The organism is Chryseobacterium sp. CCNWLW53 (assembly GCF_037083525.1).
In the GTDB taxonomy this organism is placed as follows: Bacteria; Bacteroidota; Bacteroidia; order Flavobacteriales; family Weeksellaceae; genus Chryseobacterium; species Chryseobacterium lathyri.
The window spans coordinates 410,968-434,046 of the sequence record NZ_JBAOJR010000005.1 but is presented as its reverse complement, the minus strand read 5'-3'; the positions used below and the strand labels follow the sequence as shown (position 1 = coordinate 434,046).

20 protein-coding genes are annotated in these 23,079 nt (G+C 31.2%); 10 read left to right on the top strand and 10 right to left on the bottom strand.

What is annotated here, in order from left to right; translation table 11 throughout:
* Positions 1 to 16: 16 nt before the first annotated feature.
* The 9 genes from V6R96_RS18050 (at position 17) to V6R96_RS18010 (ending at position 9,325) form a co-directional block, all read left to right on the top strand.
* A complete protein-coding gene (locus V6R96_RS18050) occupies positions 17 to 1,033 on the top strand; it encodes a hypothetical protein (protein WP_336379797.1) in 1,017 nt (338 codons plus the stop codon).
* Between the two features lie 123 nt (positions 1,034 to 1,156).
* Entirely contained in the window at positions 1,157 to 2,404 is a 1,248-nt protein-coding gene (locus V6R96_RS18045; protein WP_336379796.1) for a tyrosine-type recombinase/integrase, read from the top strand.
* Positions 2,405 to 2,497: 93 nt separating this feature from the next.
* The gene (locus tag V6R96_RS18040; RefSeq protein ID WP_336379795.1) at positions 2,498 to 3,163 is read left to right on the top strand and encodes an EndoU domain-containing protein; all 666 of its coding nucleotides are present in this window, start codon (positions 2,498 to 2,500) and stop codon (positions 3,161 to 3,163) included.
* Positions 3,164 to 4,074: 911 nt separating this feature from the next.
* Positions 4,075 to 4,713 carry a hypothetical protein gene (locus tag V6R96_RS18035; protein ID WP_336379794.1) on the top strand — a complete coding sequence of 213 codons (639 nt, stop codon included), beginning with the start codon at positions 4,075 to 4,077 and terminating at the stop codon, positions 4,711 to 4,713.
* Positions 4,714 to 5,257: 544 nt separating this feature from the next.
* Complete coding sequence (locus V6R96_RS18030) at positions 5,258 to 5,905, top strand: hypothetical protein (protein ID WP_336379793.1); 648 nt, start codon at positions 5,258 to 5,260, stop codon at positions 5,903 to 5,905.
* A 50-nt stretch (positions 5,906 to 5,955) separates the two neighbouring features.
* The gene (locus V6R96_RS18025) at positions 5,956 to 6,834 is read left to right on the top strand and encodes a hypothetical protein (RefSeq protein ID WP_336380201.1); all 879 of its coding nucleotides are present in this window, start codon (positions 5,956 to 5,958) and stop codon (positions 6,832 to 6,834) included.
* Positions 6,835 to 7,013: 179 nt separating this feature from the next.
* Complete coding sequence (locus V6R96_RS18020; RefSeq protein WP_336379791.1) at positions 7,014 to 7,304, top strand: hypothetical protein; 291 nt, start codon at positions 7,014 to 7,016, stop codon at positions 7,302 to 7,304.
* 33 nt (positions 7,305 to 7,337) lie between these two features.
* Complete coding sequence (locus V6R96_RS18015; protein ID WP_336379790.1) at positions 7,338 to 8,360, top strand: nucleotide kinase domain-containing protein; 1,023 nt, start codon at positions 7,338 to 7,340, stop codon at positions 8,358 to 8,360.
* Positions 8,321 to 9,325 carry a thymidylate synthase gene (locus tag V6R96_RS18010; protein ID WP_336379789.1) on the top strand — a complete coding sequence of 335 codons (1,005 nt, stop codon included), beginning with the start codon at positions 8,321 to 8,323 and terminating at the stop codon, positions 9,323 to 9,325. The genes V6R96_RS18015 and V6R96_RS18010 overlap by 40 nt, the downstream gene beginning before the upstream one ends.
* Here V6R96_RS18010 and V6R96_RS18005 read toward each other — a convergent pair.
* The 10 genes from V6R96_RS18005 to V6R96_RS17960 all read right to left on the bottom strand — a co-directional run bounded on the left by V6R96_RS18005 (position 9,322) and on the right by V6R96_RS17960 (position 21,244).
* Positions 9,322 to 9,924 (bottom strand): hypothetical protein, encoded by a 603-nt coding sequence (locus V6R96_RS18005; protein WP_336379788.1) that lies wholly within the window; start codon positions 9,922 to 9,924, stop codon positions 9,322 to 9,324. The genes V6R96_RS18010 and V6R96_RS18005 overlap by 4 nt on opposite strands.
* 1 nt (position 9,925) lies before the next feature.
* Entirely contained in the window at positions 9,926 to 10,411 is a 486-nt protein-coding gene (locus V6R96_RS18000) for a TIR domain-containing protein (protein ID WP_336379787.1), read from the bottom strand.
* On the bottom strand, positions 10,398 to 10,673 hold the full coding sequence (locus tag V6R96_RS17995; protein ID WP_336379786.1) for a nucleotide modification associated domain-containing protein: 276 nt from the start codon (positions 10,671 to 10,673) through the stop codon (positions 10,398 to 10,400). The genes V6R96_RS18000 and V6R96_RS17995 overlap by 14 nt, the downstream gene beginning before the upstream one ends.
* A 310-nt stretch (positions 10,674 to 10,983) precedes the next feature.
* Entirely contained in the window at positions 10,984 to 11,652 is a 669-nt protein-coding gene (locus V6R96_RS17990; protein ID WP_336379785.1) for a hypothetical protein, read from the bottom strand.
* A gap of 7 nt (positions 11,653 to 11,659) precedes the next feature.
* A complete protein-coding gene (locus V6R96_RS17985; protein WP_336379784.1) occupies positions 11,660 to 12,820 on the bottom strand; it encodes a toll/interleukin-1 receptor domain-containing protein in 1,161 nt (386 codons plus the stop codon).
* 60 nt (positions 12,821 to 12,880) lie between these two features.
* On the bottom strand, positions 12,881 to 13,462 hold the full coding sequence (locus tag V6R96_RS17980; protein WP_142724212.1) for a toll/interleukin-1 receptor domain-containing protein: 582 nt from the start codon (positions 13,460 to 13,462) through the stop codon (positions 12,881 to 12,883).
* A gap of 2 nt (positions 13,463 to 13,464) precedes the next feature.
* Complete coding sequence (locus V6R96_RS17975; protein ID WP_336379783.1) at positions 13,465 to 14,157, bottom strand: TIR domain-containing protein; 693 nt, start codon at positions 14,155 to 14,157, stop codon at positions 13,465 to 13,467.
* Positions 14,157 to 15,596 carry an SIR2 family protein gene (locus tag V6R96_RS17970; protein ID WP_336379782.1) on the bottom strand — a complete coding sequence of 480 codons (1,440 nt, stop codon included), beginning with the start codon at positions 15,594 to 15,596 and terminating at the stop codon, positions 14,157 to 14,159. Before V6R96_RS17970 ends, V6R96_RS17975 begins: the two co-directional genes overlap by 1 nt.
* A gap of 518 nt (positions 15,597 to 16,114) precedes the next feature.
* Positions 16,115 to 19,510: a VCBS repeat-containing protein gene (locus tag V6R96_RS17965; protein WP_336379781.1), complete on the bottom strand. Its 3,396-nt coding sequence runs from the start codon at positions 19,508 to 19,510 to the stop codon at positions 16,115 to 16,117.
* A 156-nt stretch (positions 19,511 to 19,666) separates the two neighbouring features.
* Entirely contained in the window at positions 19,667 to 21,244 is a 1,578-nt protein-coding gene (locus V6R96_RS17960) for a Na+/H+ antiporter (protein ID WP_336379780.1), read from the bottom strand.
* Between the two features lie 244 nt (positions 21,245 to 21,488).
* Here V6R96_RS17960 and V6R96_RS17955 point away from each other — a divergent pair, with 244 nt between their 5' ends.
* Positions 21,489 to 22,883, top strand: a complete 1,395-nt coding sequence (locus V6R96_RS17955; RefSeq protein WP_336379779.1) for an MAC/perforin domain-containing protein — start codon at positions 21,489 to 21,491, stop codon at positions 22,881 to 22,883.
* Positions 22,884 to 23,079 lie beyond the last annotated feature (196 nt).

The following is a 23,079-nucleotide window of genomic DNA, read 5'->3' as shown; positions in this document are numbered from 1 at the left end:
GATTAAATATTTGTAAATGTCAAAAGTAGAATTCACCAGCAGTACTTCTGAATTAACAGGAAACAAAACAATTATAATTAACAAAAATTTTTACGAAATGAAAAACTCAATGTCTGAAACTTCACAAAAAAACCAAGTAAAACTTACCAATTTTCAAATAGACTTTTTAAAATTAGAAATCCCACTGGAAGAATTTGATATTCCATTTGAAGAAATTGAGATAAAATGGGAAAATCTGACAGAGCACCCCACCATTAAAAACCAGTTTGTTTTGAAAACTGAAACATGGCAATACGCTAAGAATTTTAGTATTTATTTTGGTAGAAAATCTATTGTTTTACGGTTTAGTCTACCTTACTTATTGCATGGACATAATTATTGTACTACTTTTTTGGAAGATTTTTATAAAGTCAAAATGTTAATAAAAGATTTGACTGGTATTGATATAACGTTTTCCGAAATCAAAGAACTGGAATTCGGAGCGTATGAAAAAGTGAATGTAGATGCCAAAGATTATATCAATTCTATTGTAGGAATCTATGATTACGAACTGGAAAAATCAACACACGGCTTTAAGATGTATGGCGACCGAAAAAGAAATTTTCACTATAAAATCTATGATGCCGTTGCAAATGCCAAAACTAAAAAAACGTTTACACTTGGGAATTATCCGAAAGAAGGATTGATAAAACACGAAATCAAGTTGACTAATACTTACCCTTATTTTGACAGTATTTTTTATCTTGATTTGTATGAGCCGTTATGTTCATATTGGGATGAACTGAAAGAGGATTTGATCAGTTCCCGAAAAGCCTTAATTCTAAAGAATGAAAATCCTGTACTACTTCATTGTACAGACCTAACTCACATCCTCTACGCAGGACTTAAACAATATGAAAGCGGTGTTGCTTCTGAAAATGTTGTCAAATCACTGTTTGATGTGATTGAAAATTCGAGGTTAACCCCATCACAAAAGAGCAAACGCAGAAAAGCAATCAATCTCTTAGAGGATCAGTACAATCAAATGTTTTAGCATTTGATTGAAAATTGAAAAACTTTAGCCCTAACCGTTGTAGCGCATTAGGGTTTAGGGCTAAAGTTATAACGACAAAACTATGTCGTAAAGTTTCACAATTAACAATCTAAAATTAAAACAATGGCAACATTTAAATTTATCCTGAGTAAGCTTGACTATCAGAAGAAAAAGAAAAGCCCTGAATCTCTACTGATGCTTAGATATACTCATAAGAAAAAAACTACCCATTTTTCAACACATAAAAATATTGACGAAAAATACTGGGATGAAAGAACACAAATGGTAAAGAGGAGTTATCCTGGCTCTGACAGGTTTAATATTTACATAAAGGGAATTCGTCAGAAAGTGGAAGATATTGTTAATGGTATGCTGATCGATGGCAATGATCCTACAACAGATTATGTAAAGTCTGTTTACAATGCTGATAAGAACGGAACGGAGAAGAAGAAGCACTACACTTTCTTTGAATATGCTGAAAAATACTTAGAAAATGGTAAGAATCGCCTTACAGCGAGTACTATTAAAAGTTATCGTACTGCTTTGCATAAGCTTGAAGATTATCAAGACTATAGCAGAAACAAATTAGACTGGATGAGCTTTGATATTGATTTTTATTATGACTTTATGGATTTTTATACAGGAATTGAAGGGCTGACTAATAATGGTTTTGGTAAAATCATTAAAAATCTTAAAGCGATTTTAAACTCAGCAACTGAGGACGGTTATAATACTTTCACAGGCTACCAGCATAAGAATTTTAAGACAGTAAGAGAAGATGTCAATAATATTTATCTCAGCGAAGAAGAGATTTCTAAGCTTTTAAAATTGGATTTAAGTAGTGATAAAACAATGGAAAGAACGAGGGATTTATTTGTCTTCGGTTGTTATACAGGGTTGAGGTTTAGTGATTTTAGCCAAGTAAAGCAGGAACATATTGTTGGTGATATTCTTAGAATCAAAACCATAAAGACGAGTGAATGGGTAAATATTCCGATTCTTCCGGCAGTGAGGGAGATCATGGATAAGTACAAAGATAATCCGAACAATCTTCCGAAGTCTGTATCTAATCAGACAATGAATAGAAATTTGAAAGTGTTGGGCGACTTGGCAAAAATTAATGATAAAATTCTAAAAATCAGAAATAAAGGGAAAGAAAGGATTGAAGATCATCTTTTAAAATATCAGATGATTTGTACTCATACTGCTAGGAGATCATTTGCAACGAATATGTTCAAGAGGGGTGTTCCTACTAGAGTAATTATGAATATTACAGGGCATAGAACTGAGAAGGCATTTAACAGCTATATCAAAATATCACAAGATGAGAATGCGGAACTGTTGAAAGAATATTTTAGTAAATCTGCATAGTTTAATTTCCTAGTTATGATTTGAAACCTGCTTTTTAGCAGGTTTTTAATTGTTGAATAGTTATTTTTGATAAATATAAAATTTTATATAATTATGCAAGAATACTACTATTATATTTTCGTTAATGGTGTTGATAGTGAATCTTTGAAAAAAAGCGAACTACCACAAATTCGTAAGCTGAGGAAAGATTTTGAAATGATTCCCCAACTTACAGACAGTGATGAAGGAGAAGGACCATTTGATTCAGTAATAGATTTGAAGAAAAGATCAATAATTTTTTCCAAAATAAAATTACAAAAGCATAAAGAGCGTGTCTTGGCAAATAAAAATATTAAGGAGATTGCGAACTTTATTAAGATTCCCTTTGAAAAATCTTATGAACTCACTTTCATTAAAGCATTCCACCATATAAATGTTGGAAAAATACATAAGAAAGAAGTTAAGGGGGTACATTTTTTCAATCCTGAGAGAATAAAAATATTAGAAATTTTGGATAAAAATGAAATAACAGGGGTTTATTGTGCCAGAATAAGCAAATATGACAATAATAGTGATCAATGGGTTGAAAAAAGCGAACCAACTCATTTTTTTCCTGATGATTGGACCTTAGAAAAGCTCTTTTCAGAACTCAATTATGCTTATGAGAATAAGATTCATCAAGATGGGAATATATATCTATCAGAAACCAGAGATCATATTAAAGTTAAATTAATTATAAAAGAATCCGAGATTATAACTATTTATCCATTGTTGGATTAGTAATAGTTATTGAATATAAGTTTCTTTCAGTGTCTTTTTATTAAAGAGGAAGGCACTCAAAGAAACGTGGGTCTATTTGTTTATCATGTAAACATTACACTTAGAAAGAAATACGACATAACCTCTTGTTAGATATAGTTTGCAAACATTTTATTATTTAACAAGGTGAAGTCCACGAATAATTTTAAATGATACAACAGAAGTCAGTTGTAGTTCCATATATTGGAAAAAGAATTTGTGTAGAAATATTAAGAAAATCCTTTGTAGTAAACATTTTCAAAGGTGTTCTACATAACTGATCATAAAAACTGATACGGAATACCAATTTAAAATTTTCAAGTTGAGAATAAGGCTAAAAATCGTTCACAATAGTTATTTGTTTAAATTTTTCCTTAATTCAAAGGAATAGAGAAGAATTACTATTTTAGATTCAAAGGATAATTTAAGTTATTCAAAGGATTAATAAATGTATGATAGTCCTTTTGAAAAAGAAAGCGAAGCGGTTTACCGCTTCTGGTTATCTCTTTAATTAAAGTTTTTAATTAAGTCTTTAATTATGTTATTAAATATAAGTGCAAAATTGGTGATTTTGAAGTGCATTTTTGGTGATAATGAAATGCAAAATTGGTTAGATTGAAATGCAAAATTAGGTGAATTAAAATGTACGATTGGTGATAAAAAAGTACTGTTACTTCCTGAAAATGTAGTTGTGGTAGTCATTTTATCAAACAATAGTGGAGGATACCTTCCGATTCCAACAGAAAAACCGAGTGGTACAAAATTAAAAAAGGACTTTAAAAGTAGTCGACCACTCTTGTAGTCCGTAATGGGGCTAATAGCAGAAAAAATAAAGAGGAAAGCTAAGTAGCAGTCCGAAAAAGTAGTAGTAGTAAAAATCAGAATGCGGTACAGTGAAAAAAGATACTAAAAAAGATAATATTGAGTCAATAGAACCTATGATAGAACGAGTTCCAGCAAAATTAATGATAGAGATCCCTTTTGAAATCCTAATGAATTCGGAGTTATCACTCAACGAAAAATTATTATTAGGATTGGATTTTTCTCTCAAAAGTAAACTCGGATTTAACCAAATAACAAATAAAGATGTAGGAGGACTTTTTAATTTACACCCCAATATTATTGGAGATTGCAGGAAAAGCCTTATAGAAAAAGGATATTTAAAAAAAGAGGGGCGACAATATTTTCTCTCTGACCATTATAAAACTGCTGAAAAATCAGAAGAAAGTAACGAAAACACTAAAAATAAAGATCAAAGAAATATTAAACTTCCTTTTGAAATTTACTCTGATAAAACGTTAAAAACAGGTGAAAAGCTACTTTGGGGAGAGTACAACTCAATCAGCAAAGGAGAAAAAGAATATTTTGCTAAAAGAGAATATACTGCAGATCGCCTGAGTGTAAGCGTGGAAAGTGTTTCCAATTGGACGAAATCTCTGAACGAAAGAGGGTTATTCAAAAAGTATCAGATTGTTACAGGATACCACAAACATCAACGAAAGATTATCACCTGTCGTTTTGATGAAAGGTAAATTAAAATGTAAAACTGGTGCTTTGAGGTACATTTTTGTATAACACTATTTTTAACAAAGTAGATAAACTTTAAATCACTTTTGGCATCAAATATCCAAACTGAAATGATAAACTATTTTTGAACAGAATATACTACTCAATCTAAGTTTTATTTAATGTGGATGAAAATATTACATTAATATTTAAGTCAAAAAGTAAAAATGTTGTTTGAGACTATTAAAATTAATAGCTTTACAACAGTAAATAAACAAAAAAATATATAAGAATATAAATATTTAAAATTAGATAAAAACATATTGCATTTCGCAAACTGATTTCTGCCTTTGAAAAGTCGAAAATTAAAAGTGTAACAGAAAAAAGTTTAGCAAAATGCTCAGGCTTAGGGCTTGAGCGTTGCTTTACTTTGTTACACAGGGCTTCGACTCCCTCAAAGGCAGGTAGAGATAATGTCTCAAGCCTGTTTTGTTTTCATACATCATTACGGGTTTCAGTAAGAAATATCAGATAAAAGTCTATAAAATTGAAAACCTAATAAATAATAAAATGAAAACGAAATTTTCTACACTACTACTTATTCTATTTACTTCATTAGTACTCATCAACTGCAATAAACAATCAACCAATAACGGATTAGATACCTCATATCTTAATGAAGATGGAACAGAAAAATTTTTAGTCGAAAAAAATAAGTTCAGTAATTTCATTGTATTAAGCAGTTCTATAGGAAGAAATAACAATCCGGTATCTACACTTTATGTATTCAAAGGCATTTTAAAAAATAATACCAAAAATATTTACAAATCTACCACTATTGAAGGAGAAGTTGTTCTTGTTCTTGTTAATGGGAATGAACTTAATTGCAGAAGTACATCTGATTCTTTTGATCCGGTTTTGAGTTCTATTGCAAACTCCAAAACTAAATACGACTGGAAACCGAATGAAAACTGGGTAATAGATGAATTGAAATCGTGTACTATTCCTGTAGAATATTTCAGTTATCCAGTGAAACAGGTATTTACCCAGTACTATATCAGTACAGAAGACCAAATCAATAATACCTCCGAAAAAATATTAGTGTCTCAAAGAGATGTGACAGATCGATGGTTAAAAGCAAAGGAAAAAGTTGAAAACAATATTGCAGATTCTAATGATTACTCTTTTAACATCTCCAAATATCTTGAAACCAAATAATATTATCAAAACGCAACCAATAAAATATAAACTCAAAATCGAATAAAATTATGACAACAAAAACTATGAAATTCTTAATCTTAGGATTATGTACACTTTTAACCGCATGTTCAAAAACTACTGACGAAGAAGTCAATGAATCGCAAACACCGATCACAGAAAAAATATTTGCATTTAAATATGTTGATAATGGAACAAATAGTGTTGTTCAACTTAATCCTAACAATGGTAGTGAAATCAAAACAATAGCTAATCTGGGAAATCAGTATTTAAGAATAGCGAAATATTATAGCAATACAGATGAAATACTTGGAGAGGTGAACGAAAATAACGCTAAAAAGTTTTACAGAATAAAAGTTTCTGATGGAACAATTTCTAAGTATAACTATAATGGATATGATGATTTTGTTATTGGAGGAAATAAGTTATATGCCTTTAAATACAATAATAACAATAACAGTATTGTAGAATTGAATCCAACCAATGGAACAGAAATTACGACATTAAAGTCTGTTGGTAGTAATTATCTTAAAAATTTTGTTTTCTCACAAACTACCAATACCATTATTTGTGAAAACAATACAACAAAATCTCTTTACAAAATCAATACTACAAATGGGAATACAGAGTTTTTTAACTACTTTGGGTATGATAATTTAGCTATTTCAAAAAACGGACAGTTATATGGATTTAAGTACACCATTAACAATAATCAGATTGTAGAATTAAATACATCGAATGGTAACGAAGTAAAAATAATTAAATCAATTGGAAACAAATATTTAAAGAATATGTTTTATTTAAATTCTACGGGTGAAATTATTGGCAATCTAGAGAATTCTTCTACTCAAAATTATTTTAAATGTAAGGTTTCTGATGGTGTTTCAAATGAAAACAGCTTTGGAAAATATGATTATTTTATTTTGTAATAAACTTAAATAACTTAAATCATTTAATGAAATTAATTCTTTATCTATATATGAAAAGCCCTCTTTAAAAGGGCTTTTTTGATTAATCTAGTAATAGTTATTGTTACTCCAATTTTAAATATATGTTATTTGTGTAACATGATTGTTATATTTGATAATGAATAAATACTTATGTTTATATGGATATAACAGAATTAAAATTGAAATTTGAAGTACACTTAGCGACAAATGTATCTGAAATGGAAAAGATTCGTTCATTCAGACAATTAAAGCTTCTATTAGATAAGTATGGTTATTTTGAGGGAGCGAAGAGATTAATAAATGGTAAGGAAACGTTAGGACTAAGGGACTTAATTTTGGCTGATAGAGTAGATCTGTCAATAGAGTATTTGGCTTTATTAGAAGAATTTCAACCTTTATTTAGTGAAGATGAATTGAAGAAATGCAGAAGAAAACTAGGTGTTTTTTAATAAAATAATAAATAATCACAGTTAACTAAAAACATGCTAACTAAAAAAAATGTAATTGTAAGAGAGGAAGCTTTTAGGTATTTTTTCTATTTTATGGAAGAAAGAATGAATATATTTTGGGAGAAGTATTATTCCCCTGAAAATCATTTAACAAAAGATAAAGTATTTATAAAACATAAATTTACTAATGTTTATAGAGCAAGTGATAGGGTAAGTCAATACCTAATTAACAATGTCATTTATAATAAAAACTATATCAATAATTCTGAAGAAGATATTTTATTGAGGATACTTATATTTAAAGTATTCAATAAAATTGAGACTTGGGAATTTTTAACTTCCAAAATAGGGGAAATTTCTGTTAAAAATTTTGACTCGGAAAAAATTTCTTCCTTGCTTTCTGAGAGAATACAATCTACACCTATTTTTAATTCTGCTTATCTAATGACAGGATCTCATAAAGATTTTAATAATATCATCTCAAAGCATGCCCGATGGCTAAAAATGATCGAGAAATATTTTATTAAAGATAAATTATTCTTAAAAATTAGTAATTCAAAATCATTAGAAGATATATATTTATACTTAACATCTTGTCCTTTTATTGGTGATTTTTTAGGCTATCAATACACAATAGACTTTAATTATTCTGAAGTAATTAATTTTGATGAGAATTCTTTTGTAAAAGCTGGTATTGGTGCCGTTAGAGGGTTGAAAAAATGTTTTTTAAATTATAATGATTTCTCACGAGAATATTTAATAGAATATACATTAGACAATAGTGAGAAATATAGAGAAAAATACGGTTTTAACAATTTTAAAAATTTGTTTGGAAGAGATCCTAAATTAATTGATATTCAGAATTGTTTTTGTGAAACTGATAAATATCTCAGAGCTGTTATGCCAGACTTAAAAATTGATAATGTAAGGATTAAACAAAAATACAAACGCAGTAATAATAATATCGCATTTTTCTTTCCTCCTAAATGGGGAATTAATGATAAATTGAATAGGGAATGTATACAGCAGAATTTACAGGGATTAACTCTTTTTTAGTTGGAGTTTCCAAAGCTATATTAGAGCATGGTGTAACAAGAAATGTAAGGGGGTATGAATGTGTTGAGTTACCAGAACCAGTAATGTTTAAAATTACAGACCCAACTGCACGTTGGATTAATATTGGAGAAAGGAAATGGAATATTTTCCTTCCGTATGCTGAATCTCTATGGTTGGCATCAGGAAGAAATGATTTGAAATTTATTGAATTTTACCTCTCTAAATTAAAAGAATTTTCTGATGATGAGAAATATATAAGGGGAGGGTATGGTCCAAGAATGAGATTTTTTAATGGAAATTCTCAAGATTATCAAATAGCTTTAAATTCAGCTGAACCAATTTTTGAAAACATTATCACTGATCAATTTGTTTATATTGAAGAATGTTTTAAAAATGATCTTTACAATAGACAGGCAGTATTAACATTAAGTGATCCGCCAAAAGATTATTTAAATGTTGATAAGAGTTTAAAAATAACAAAAGATCTCCCTTGTACTAGGTTACTTCAATTTATGTGTACTCCAGACAAAAAACTTAATTTGACAGTTTATATGAGGTCTAATGATTTAATATGGGGAGCTACTGGAGTTAACATCTTTAATTATACATTTTTACAAGAATATTTTGCAGCAATATTAGGACTTGAAATAGGTAGTTATTACCACATAGCAAATAATCTACACTATTACAAACATAGACATCAAAATATGATCGAGTGTATTGCAAATACGGTTCCAATTGATAATGGCTATACTTACAATAAGACTTTTAATTCACTTCAGACCTTTGATGCGTCAATCAAAAAATTATCTCATTTCGAAAATGAAATGAGATTGGGCAGGCTAGATCAATTGTTTGATATGGAGGATGATTTTTTTAACGATTGGGTAAAGATTTTTTATAGAAAAATATCGGGTAAAAAGGTTGATTTTATTAATCCGATTTTAAATGAAATTTTGAATTAAATATTTTGTGGCCAATTTATAGGGTCACCGTAAATAATTCCAGGAGTATATTTATTATTTAACCAATTTACGAAATCTTCTACTATATCGTTTTTTAGTTGTTTAGAGCAAAAATTTCTTCCTTTACATGGAATTTCAGATACAAATTTTTCTGGAATAGGAATGGCTTTATTACCAAAGTAAAAGAAATTTTTAGAGATTAACACATATTTCCCTCCTGTATCTCTTGTTAAGTGTTCTGTATTTGTTTTGTCAATTAATGAGTGTGCGGAATCTTCTTGAATCCATTTTCCACTATTTTGATGATAAATATTATCACCATACATAACTTTTAAAGGACCATTTAGTACAGGCTTTTTACATTGAAACCTAGGATCATTCCAATACTCGTTAAAAGTAATCCTTTCTTCTACTTTCATAGCATATATTAAATGATTCTCTTTATTTAATTTTTTTGATCCTGTTCCAAATATCCAACTGCCAATTTCAAGTTCAGAGTTATTTCTAATTTGAGATTTACAAACTGCCAAAGTACAATAACCCCAAAATGGATTAGGTGCTAATCCAAAATCATGTTCAATTTTGTATGAAAAATTCATATTAACAGTTTATTCTAGTTATAGGAAATATAGGAGATGATGGTTTAGAATCAGGACATTCCTGAGGAAAGCTCTTACCATCTAATACGTCTGTTAATTTGTCTAATGAATTCCAACCTATAGTAGGGCCTCCATTTTTTTTAAATTCCTTTGGAAGTTCTACATTGTTGTTACACCCATGCTTATATATACCAACAATATTTTTCCCATATTTGTTTGCCTGTTTTATTTCATAATTGACCCAAGGGCGTGAATGAGTTTTTTCCCCAATTAAACAAATGAATGTTCCTGACCATCTGACACAACGAGATAAATGACGCTGAATGTATTTTGTGCTAGGTTTTGTATTTTGATATTTTGTACTATCTACTGACGAATTTCGTACATTATATCCAGCATCTTTCAGTCGTTTTTTCAACTGTTGGACATGTTTGTCATCTTTGTGATAATGGCTAATAAAAATATTTTTAGTTTTACTTTTTCTCATCTTTTTGTTTTTTTGAAATAATTAACCCAATAACAGCATATCCGATAATGTCTTTTAATGTATCATCTATTGTTTCAAAATTAGGAGCTTTTCCCCTCATAGCATTTTCTACAAGTGTTCTGTATCTTCTAATTTTATCCCATAAATGAACCATATTTCCATTTAATCCCAAATCAAAACTAGCACCTCCGTAATCTTCATTTTTTTTCAGTAAAATTTGAGTTACCTCATTTGTAATCTCTTGTATTTCTTTTTCTTGCATAGTAATTTGAGTTAAAATTAGTATTAGTTTTATTTAAATTTTTAACTCAAATTATATACCTAATAATGATAATTCAGATTAATGAGATATTTGTATGTCAAATTGTCGTAATTTAATGTTTTTTATATTTGTTGTTTGTTTTAAATTATTGAGTCTGTTAAATTATTAATAATCTCTATCGTTGATTATTTGTATAATATTAGTGGATCATATTTAATTTGAAATTAGAATGATCTGAAGAAGAGTATGACGAAGTTGTCTTTTTATTTGGGTGTGAGACACATTTATTATAGTATTTATAAATATTTTTCTACAGATCAGCCATATTGTCCATTAAAAATTTTTGAAAAAGGGACATATAGCCATAATCTTTGACAAACCGTTCATTTTTTTTATGCTCAGGGAAAATACTGTCATATACAATTTTTGTTGCTGCACCAGTACTTGCGATTGGTAGAATCAATGCATGAGGATATTTTTCAATGAACATTCTATATTCAACTTCGATACCATCCATTCCTCCTATAAAAACAGCTGCATCATATTTATAGTCGGATAACATACGCTCCCTCATTAAGTGAATACTATTTTGAATATCACCGGCGCTATCCGTATAAACTATATTTTCAAACTTATCATTGTCTGCAGGAAATTTATCTTTAAAGAATAGAGATTGGTATAATATAACATGCTTAGATATTGTTGATTTAAGTTTTTTTTCAACTGCTTTTTTCTCTTCTTCTAAATCTAATTCTTCAAAATCTTTCTCTAAAAATTCATTTTGAATAGTCCGTTCAATTACATAATAAATTAAAGGTGTGATTGAGGGGTGTCCTCCCCAAATAATCCTGTGCTTTGATAGAACCAAACTTGCTAGTGCTATTACAGCATCTCTAATTGCAATAATATCTGCTGTATTATAATATTTAGGATGTCTTTCAGGTAAAGGAATACTTGCTGATAAAAATATATTTTTCATAGCTTGTTTAATTTGAGAAGTGTTTATTAAAATCTAATTTTCTAAGTGTTTTAATTTCCAAATATTTATTTAACCATTCTAGATGTTCCAACCAATAATTTCTTATTGACATTTCATCATATATTAATGTGATCGATTCTATTTCCTTATTTTCAATTTTATTGATAAGCTTTTGAGAATTATGACAATTAATAGATTGAGGAATACCAATAGTTGGAATGTATACTTTTATTTTCCCATTATCTAATAGTTGAGTGATATATCTACTATATTGGAGATTTACTTCGACTTTATTATTGTGAGCCGCTTGAGTAAAATCTGTAATTAAAGCGTCTTGCCTTGATGCTAAATTTCTTGCTCTAGAACTTTCAACAAGATCAATAATATCTTTTAATTTGTTTTGTTTTAATTTTCCTTTGGTTAAATCTGAAAAAATTGGTTTTTCAAAATCTGAATTTTTTAATTTTAAGGAAAACCCCAAATGAGCAAAATCAGCAAAATCAGAATCTGGCCATAAAAGATGCACTATTCCTATTCTTTTTACGTGGGCTTTGTCCAATTCTTGTTTACACCAATCACTATCCAAGAATCCTTTGGTATTTAACATTAGAATTAAATCACAATCGGTCATTCTGTGCCAAAGTTCCTCTTGAAATTCTTCTCCTTTATCTATGGAATGAGTATCTATAAATACATCAAAATTATTTTGTTCTAAAAATTCGTAAAGCTGAATAGCTATATTACTAGATTCTGATCTTTTATAGGAAATGAATATCTTCCTATTTTTTCTTAATAATTCGAACCCTTCTAAAATAATATTGCGTATTTTACTAACATTATTGTTGAATTTTAGACCATTTTGGTTATATAATAATTCAGGCATTTCTTCATAGAAATCATTGTAATAGATCGGCAAAATAACATTTCCATCTAATTTCTGATGTTCTATAATTTCTAAAGTTTTTTTGTCTAAGTTATTTTTATTACCTGAATAAATAACAAAAGCAGGCTGACCTCCAGAATATTCATCAATATTATCTGTAGTTATTATTTTTAATAGATCAATAATGATTTTTAATTCATCAAATGATTTTTGTAAGGATAACTTTATTTCTTTAAAGAGCTCCTTATTTTCTCCTAATAAAACTAATTGATATTTATATAACATTTCTTGTTTTTTGAAGTTATTTTAAGCTAGATTTGTCAATTCTTTTATAAAATATATTAATTATCTGGATCTTAACCATTCAGAGAGGGTTATTACTTTGTTGTTACCATTAATGTTGGGGAAAACAACATATGCACCAGAACCTCTATAATGACCATTTATATATCTGGATGTTTCCAAGTAGTCTATATATGGATATATTTGTAAATATTCGCTTCCTGAAAATTCAGAATAATCTTTTTTAATTGGGAAAATGGCAATATTTTGAATGTATTTTGATGCATCACCAAGTCCTAATTCCCAGTTACACCATTTAGAATTAATCGCAGCTTCTGTAGCCAATAAAATAAACTTATGATTTTCCTTTATTTTTTCTTTGATTCTAACTGCAGTTTGCCCCGAAGTAGTTTTAGGCATCCCTTCATCAAGCCAATCAACATATATGTCGACACCAAAGTTTTTAAGAAAAGCAATCGCTCCTTCTAGTTCCTGCATTTCATCATGTTTGTGGGAAAGAAATATTTTTGTTTTGAAAGACTTAGTTTCATTTTTAAAATCTCTTAATACAGAGCTTGTAGTTTTATATGAAGAATGTATGGAGGGTCTATAAGATTTTAATTTTGATTCGGTTATATAACTCATAATTATTTCACGATTTTAGTTATATTATAGTCATATTTTTTATCTCGTAATTCAATCGCTTTATTTAAATAGAAATTTGGATTCTTTTTAAAATCTTCCCATGTTACTGATTGAATATAGCTGCTGTCACCGTAATAGATTGTTGATCCATTTGAGCAGCTCGCAGTTGTAGGAGATTTTGCGTTGAACATATTGTCTTTTAATATTTGAAACAGAAATGATGTATCTAAAGATCTGCAATTGCAAATATTGTCATTGGTAATATAATATTCATAGCTTCCCCATTCATCTGGAAGAACAACTACTATAATACCATTAGACAAACTTGTACGTCCATTTCTTGTATACTCTTTCAAAGAATATGAAATTTCCCACGGTATCCATTGTTCTCTTTCCGCTTCCCAAATTTTTTTCATCCCTTTCGAGACCAATACAATTGTTATCGAGCTATCATAAATTTTATCTCGAAGGGAGGATTCGATATATTCATCAGAGAAGTCAGCTAAACTTTGACCATCATCTTCACCTTTAAATATATGATCTTCATTATCTAAAATCTTAGCTAATTCATCGACATAGTGCCTTGCTTTTGTCTGAATCTTAGTTTGATTTCCGAACCAATTCTCTTCGTATATATTTAAATCTTGAACTTGTGTATCTGCATATTTATATGACACAAAAACTTTTCTTCCCATTACTTAGCTATCTTTTTTATAATCAAAATAATTTCTTTTACTGATGCCTCAATGTTATCTTTTTGGATTGTTAACCTTGAAATATCTGTGTAAATTTCTTCAGTCAAATTGTATTCTGTAGGGTTTTGTGATATCTTATCAAAAATTTCTTTTGCCATATAGCCAGTGTAAGATAAAGGGATGGGAATCAAGCCTTTTTCAACTGCAATCTCAAATTCTCTTCTTACACCATCCGCATTTATAATATCATCACCTTCTTGTTTATTACCAAAAACAATCAATGATATGCCAGCTCTTGATATCATATTTTGCCTATATTCCTCCCATAATTCTCCTAAATTTTTACCACCTGAAGGAAATTGAGGAAATGGTTTCAAAATTAATTGGTTTTCTGAAAACTTTTTAGGATTTGAATATATAGCGTCTAAAGCTCCATTTATTACCGCACTACCTACACCTAAGCCAAAGCCATTCACAATATTTAAATTATTGTTAATAATTTCTTTCGATAATAAATGAATAAAACTTTGAGCTTCTTGTTGTGTAAAATCACCATAATTTATAGCACTACCGGAAATAAAAACTGAATGCGAGTTGTATCTCTTTTCGATTTCTTTTAATAATAGTGTTAAATCTGCATAGTTTTCAATTAAAATAGTTTGAACTCTGTATCTACTTAGCTCTTTAATAAATAGCTCTTGTTTTATTTTTTCGTATTCGAATTTTTCTGTGTTATTATCCCAGTCACTCAGTGCTGTCTTTTTCATAATGCAATAGTGATCTTTGCTTTTATCACTATACCTATGTGTAAGACGCCCAAATATATAGTTGATGTTGGGATCGGTAAAACTAAAGCCAACAAATAAAAAAGATTTTGTTATAAGCTCTGAATTTAAAATAGAGATAAATGGTTCGTGTGTATAATAGTATTTCTCGTAGTCTTCTTTTAATAGAACAGCTTTACTTGGCTTATCTTTATCACCATGCATTTTATAAAGAATACATGATCTATTGCCTTTGTTTATGAATAAATCATCCACCTCGCTTTTTACATCTATTTTTTTATGTATTTTTTCATGGGCATCTTCAATTAAATCATCATAATTTGTTGTCCAAATTGTTGAAAAGGGCAGTCTGGCTATAATACGATGATTTTCAGTTTCGACATCAGAATCTGTAAACTCATCTACTATTTTTTCATCTATTTTGTTTCTATTGTTATTTTTATTTTTATGAAACTGAGCAACAGAAATTAAATCTGTTTCTTCATCAACCCGTAAACCAAGTTCTGTAGCTAAGTCTCTTAATAAACCTTTCCAATCAACGAACCCCGCAGCTTTTGACATACCTGCTCCCAAAAAAATTGTTGCGGTCCCTTGTCTTAATTTAGAAACATAATCATTGATAAATGCATTAATTTCAGTTGTGTTAAAATCCATAGTTTATATTATTAGTTTTTTTTAATTTTCAATAACTCAGTAAAGAGAGATTGTATGTCTCTTTTATATGTATACTCTATCAAAAATAAAAAAAGTATTGTAAGTTATGATACGGTTTTCCGTAATTTAATGAGTTTTCCCTGAACACGCTTAAACCCATCTACATCCACAGCACTCTACACAACTCCAATATTTTTATAGATAGCTGATATAAAGTAAATATAACTCCCTCTAATCCCACATAAATACACGGGGGACATTACAGGTGGGACCACTAAAAAGCACTCAAATAGAGTGCTTTTTTTATTTCTATACTAAAGTTCAGTCTTTCATAGTATTTTGGAAAAATATATGAGTAGGTGAAGCTGACTTATGTGTAATTAATCAATCAAGAGATATTAATTGACTATTCTTGATCTTTGCCATAACCTGCTTTTTAGCTAAGTTATTTCTTAAACATTAACAACACACAACAGGTTTTAGTCGATCTTTTTGTTTTAGTTATTACTTATTGAAGTTTATTTTACCAACATCTGTTTAGTGTCAGTCACAGTTTTATTGAGTATTAATGTACAATAATAAATTCCTGAAATTAATTCTTCTGCAGTAAATTCAATATTTCCTGTTCCTTTTTTAGGGGATAAATCTTTTTCGGATACAGATCTTCCCAAACTGTTATAAATTATAATTTTTGCATTGCTGTAATCATTATTCAGATAATAATTAATAACAATACTATTAGAGGAATTGATTGCGATCTGTTTAATTCCGGAAAGATTGTTACTATTTCTGGCAGCCGGAGTGGCAATGTCTGTAACTCCACCTCTTTGAGACCCTGTATAATCCCATCCATTAATTGCCAAATCATAACTGTCCTGTGAATAATCGATATTCCAGTATCCCGCATCATTTTTAATGCTTAAGTCGGCTTTTCCATCACCGTCATAATCAGCAGGAACAGGATGATTGGTTGCGTCTCCATAACCGGAATAGTTCTCATCCCAACCATTAAAGCCGTTATATGCATAATCGATATACCATATTCCGCTGGCTGTTTTTACTGCTATATCTGTTATTCCGTCACCATCATAATCAACAGGAGCTGGGATGCTTGTAATTCCACCTCTTTGAGACCCTGAATAATCCCAGCCATTAGCTGACAGATCATAACCGTCATGTGAGTAATCAATATTCCAGTATCCCGTATCATTTTTAATGCTTAAGTCGGCTTTTCCATCACCGTCATAATCAGCAGGAACAGGATGATTGGTATCATCTCCATAACCTGTATACGTTTCTTCCCAACCGTTAAATCCATCTTTTGCGTAATCAATAAGCCATGAGCCACCGGCTGTTTTTACTGCCATATCTGTTATTCCGTCACCATCATAATCAGCCGGAGCAGCAATATCAGTAACTCCTCCTCTTTGAGCCCCTGAATAATTCCATCCATTGGTTGACAGGTCATAGCCATCCCCTGAATAATCAATATTCCAGTATCCGGCATCATTTTTAACGCTTAAATCAGCTTTTCCGTCACCGTCATAATCAGCAGAAACAGGATGATTGGTATCATCTCCATAACCTGTATATGTTTCTTCCCAACCATCAAATTTATCAACACTGTTTTTATTATAATAATCAATAAGCCACCTGCCATCAGCTGTCTTTACTGCCATATCTGCAATTCCGTCCCCATTATAATCAGGAAGGAGTTTCTTTTCGTGTCTGTTGATTTTAATAATTATTGGTTCTGCGGGTAAAACATTTGATACAGTGAAAATTGTAGAATTTGACACAGCATCATAAATTGCATTTGATATATTGGTATAGCCATTATCATTAGTATCAAAACGAGGTCCTATTGATATTTTATCAACCAGATATCCATTTAGGGTAATTTTCAGATTACTAATACTTGTGCCGATACTTTTGTTTACAATCCATAAATAGATGGTTTTAGTATTATTGGTAATTTTCGATTCAAATATTCCGACAAGAGTATTATCATTATCAATATCTTTTACGATCTGTTTATTATTTAGCAAAAGCTCGTCATTACTGAAAGGATAATTAGTATTCAGAGTGGTATTAGTCTTATGTAGTGTTTTAGTATTGAAAGTCGTGGATATAATAGGCTGTATATTATTTCTAAGATAGGTATTGATCTTTTTTATGTAATTATATTTTTGGCTGTCATCTTTAAATCCTTGTCTGTAAGGCCAGTATGTAATTCCGTTAACTCCATATGCAATGGGAGAAAAAGCCAGAAATCTCAATTGATTTTCAATGGGAGAAAACAAGTGATCTTTATCAGCAGGAATCACAGCCCAGAAAGATTGATTTGTAATTCTCTTTTTAACTTCCGATAAATTATAAAAATAACTTGTTATAAAATTACCATTGCTTTCAAATGGATAATGGTCAAATGAAATGATATCTGTACTATTAGTATTTATATAAGCATCAAGATATTCTTGGTATTCTGTATCATTTTGAAAAGCACCATATCTTGGAAGAAGGTTTAAAAATAAAGGCTTTTCGCTGTAATTGCTGTGCAGGTAACTAATCCACTGGTTTATATTTGCTGCATCGGTCAGATTAGGTTCATCTTTAAAATCAACTCCAAAAATACTTTCTTTAAGGGATGAAGATATGTCATTTTTAAAATGGTTAACAAATTTCTGATTATCAGCAGTAGAAAGTCCAGGATCTGAAGCTTCATATAAGTTATGATTGGTTATAGTAACTTTCATGGCGTTCATTCCTGCAATTTTAAGATAATAATCCTGCATAAAGAAACTATTTGTAAACATTATTGTTGGAGTAATGAGTAAATTAATCCCGGCATCTTTTACTTGTCCGACAGCATTTATATCTTCGGTGGTTTCACCAATGTCATCAATAGTTGTGTACAGGTTCATATCATTGAATACTTCCCATCCTCCAAAATAATTATTTGTGTTTGCAGGATCACAGTAATCTATAAGCCACAAATTACTTGCTGTTTTTACTGCTAAATCTGCATATCCGTCTCCATTATAATCAGCCGGAACAGGAATGGCTGTGACATCTCCTCTTTTAGCTCCGATATAATCCCAGCCATTGAAACCGTTATGCGAATAATCAATATTCCAGTATCCTGCATCATTTTTAATGCTTAAATCAGCTTTTCCGTCATAGTCATAATCAGCCGGAACAGGGTGATTGGTTGCGTCTCCATAATCTGTAAATGTTTCATCCCAACCGTTAAATCCATTTTTTGCATAATCAATAAGCCATGAACCACCAGCTGTTTTCACTGCCATATCTGCTATTCCATCACCGTCATAATCAGCCGGAGTAGGGATATCTGTAACTCCTCCTCTTTGAGTACCTGAATAATCCCAGCCATTAGTTGATAGGTCATAGCCATCATGTGAATAATCAATATTCCAGTATCCCACATCATTTTTAACACTCAAATCAGCTTTTCCGTCACCATCATAATCAGCAGGTACAGGATGATTGGTTGCATCTCCATAACCGCTGTAAGTTATTTCCCATCCGTGAAAACCATCTGCTGCATAATCAATTATCCATAATCCTCCTGCTGTTTTTACTGCCATATCTGTTATTCCATCACCATCATAATCAGCTGGGGCGGGTATATCTGTAGGACCACCCCTTTCCGGACCCTTATAATCCCATACATTATCATAGTCATTGTTAACTGTACTTGTATTTTTATTTACAAGCCAAAAACCACCATCTGTTTTCAGACTTATCTCTGCTTTCCCTGTACCATGATAATTTCCTGGTACGGGAACAAATGAATTTGAAAGATCAGGAGGCCAATAAATACCGATAGTAAACTGCTTTTGAGAAAAAACAGTTACAAAGCAAAATAATGCAGATAATGTAAAGAGTTTCATAATTGTATTTTTATACAAACATAATAAAAATAACCCGTCTGCTTAAATACACCAGGGACATTACAGACGGGATTACAACAAAAAACCACAATACTATAAAAGTGTTGCAGTTTTTTATTATTACTTTTAAAGATACTCCTATTAGTATAAGAAGCTCTAACTTTTCATATTCAATCTTTCCTCCTGAAGATCAAGCAAGCGAAGATGTTTTCTAATGATTTCTTCATCTAGTAAAAGTTCTTCGCGGTTTTTATTAATAAGCCAGATTCTTTGAGTTTCGAGAATATCAATATAAATATTCCGGTATTCATTGTAATTAATGATGATTTCTGAACTGCTCAGTTGTTTTTCGTATTGCTGTAATTGATCTTTTAATGCCGGGAAGCTTTCTATTTTGTGAGCATAATCACTATGGATTTTATCAACTGCCACCTGAGCAAGACTGTTCTGAATTTCATAATCAATTTCTTTTTCACTTCTCACAAAATCCCGGTCGATTGGCGGGAATTTTTTTAATAAAAAAGGAAGTGTAAGTCCCTGAACAAGCAATGTTAAAAGAATCACGACAAATGTGATGAAAAGAATCAGGTTTCTTTGTGGAAAAGGCGTCCCGTCATCTAAAGTCAGGGGAATTGAAAGTGCTGCGGCCAGAGATACTACGCCTCTCATTCCCGTCCAGCCAATGATCATTGGCGTTTTCCAGCCAGGAGATTGTGCGTCTGCAACGGTGATGAAATTTCTCATAATTAAGGTCGTAACCACCGCTGCATAGCCGGCAAAAATTCTTACAATAACCAGAACTGCGGTAACCGCAACTCCATAACCGATTGCCGTATAAATATCGGTGTCACCTAAACCGGAAACAATCTCGGGCAGATCTAAGCCGATGAGCATGAAAACAATTCCATTCAGTAAAAAACAAAAGCTCTCCCAAACCGTTACGGTACGTATTCTGGAGGCGCTGCTCAAAAAATCATGACTGCGATAAGAGAGGAATAAGCCGCCACTTACCACCGCCAGAACTCCGGAGGCGTGAAGCTGCTCTGCTGCCAGATACATCGAAAAGGGCGCAATAAAAGTCAGTAAAATATCAGTGTTTGAATCAGTGGGTAAAATCTTGTGCATTTTCAGAAAAATATATGCGATGATAAGTCCTATTCCTACACCGCCAATGCACATCCATACAAAACTTCCTGCTGCCTCATGCCATACAAATTGTCCGGTTGCTGCAGCAATCATGGCAAACCGGAAAATGATTAAAGAAGAAGCATCATTCAGCAAACTTTCGCCCTCTAGAATGGAAGCCAGTCTTTTGGGTACTTTTACAAACTTTAAAATCGCACCGGCACTTACTGCATCGGGTGGAGAAACAATTCCGCCCAATAAAAAGCCTAGAGCTAAAGAAAATCCCGGAATAAAATAATTAGCGAAGACAGCAACCGATAACGCGGTGAAAAATACAACGACAAAAGCAAAACTGAAAATAATTCTCCGCCACCGCCAAAGTTCTTTCCATGAAGTTGACCAGGCTGCTTCATACAATAAGGGCGGTAAAAAAATGATAAATATTAATTCCGGTTCTATTTTTATGGGTGGTACGCCCGGAATGAAGCTTATTAAAAGCCCCGCCAACACAAGCAAGACAGGATAGGCGACCTTAATTTTTTTCGCCAGCATAATAAGCATGGTGATGAGCAGAACCAAAAAAAGATAGAATTCGAAATTTTCTAACATGTATAAATTTTAGATAAATATATATCAAATTTTTAAAAACATTTAGAACCTGCTTAAAATTTAAACACACTCTAAATGTTGGAGATATAGAAATGGTACCGATTAAATTTAGACTGTTTCTATCTATCATTTACATGGGCTCTTCTCATGAGTTATTAAAATCCCTAATTAGTGATATATATCATATTGTTTTACTTTTTTCACCATGTGTTGAATATTACTTTTGTTGAAAATTTTAATAACTATGAAAAAACAAATTTTACTTTGCTTCAGCACATTGCTGTTGCTTTTCATGGCTTCATGTTCTTCGGAGGAGTTGAACACTGAAGTGACATCTGAGAACCTTGGAAAAGAGAGTCGTATAGCCGCCGGAAAATTTGCAGGTGACGGGCAGTATGATGTTCTGGGACATGGTTATAATGCCGCGGGTGAATATGCAAATGCGAGTGCAGCAGGTTTTAAAGTAATTGATATTGACAGATTCAAAGCTGAGCAAGGTCCCAGATTGGTTGCTGAAAATACACTTTCACAAGATTATGTAGAAGAGTATGGTGAAAATGCCGAAACCTATTCTAAAATGGTGTCGACCAAAGTGGATGTAACGGCTGGTATCCCATTATTTAAGAAAACACTTTCAGTGGGCTTTAATTCTGCAGTGACTAACACCAATAAGTTTGATGCAAAATATATTTATGGAAGCTACAATCTTTTAATCAAACAAAGAAGATTGAGATTCAATGCAACAACAGGTATGTTGGGAGACTACCTGACTCCCGAATTTGTGCAGGATTTACAGACAAAAACACCTCAGCAAATTGTCCAGGATTATGGTACACACGTAACGGTAGACATTTATACGGGTGCTAAAATGGATGTTATATTCCAATCTGAAACAACTAATGAATCCCGTGACCGTGCAGCCAGAATCGGTGTGAAAGTCGGAATGAAAGGTATTTTTGATGTCAATGTAGAGAACGATGTAAATACAGCGGAATCACACAAAAACTTCTCCAGAAAATTATCATATAGAACAAGAGGGGGAGATCCTGCAAAAGGCCTGATCGGTGAATTGAACCTGGACCAATCCAATCCTAAAATCAATATCGCCAACTGGCAAAACAGTTCTACTGTAAATAATGCTGTTTTGGTAGATTTTGGAAATAATGGACTGGTATTTATTTATGATTTAGTAAAAGATCCGGTTAAAAAAGCTCAGCTTCAGGCATATGTCAATCAATATTTGATTGATAATAAAGTTTTCTTAGATTATATTCCTGTTCCGGTCTACGGTTTTTATAGTCCTGGCGACAGAGATCATTACCTAGCAACTTCTCCTGGGACACCTTATAATTATCAGGCTGAAGGCGAGCAGTTTAAAGCATATACTTATAAAGCTCCGAATACCGTTCCGGTTTATCAGTTCTACAGTGGAAGCGAAAGAGACCACTATTATTCTACTCATTCTGGAACGCCTAACCAATATGCCTATGAAGGAATTGCATTTTATGCAACAATGGACAGTTCAAAAAAACCTATTTATCAGTTCTATAGCGGAAGTGAAAGAGATCACTATTATTCTACTTATCCCGGAACTCCAATTAATTATGTAGCAGAGGGCATTCCTTTTTATGCCTATTAATTAAATATATTTGTTGATACCTTTACAGGAAGCCGTCTCACATGAAAGTTGAGACGGTTTTTTATTGGGTTTCAATTTCAATAAGTTTTTATTATGAATTTTTGTTTTGATTCTGTGGTGAAAAAAATGATACACTTATATGATGAGGTAAATAATTTCAAATCCTTAACTTTGTCGTTTTCAAAGGGTATTAAAC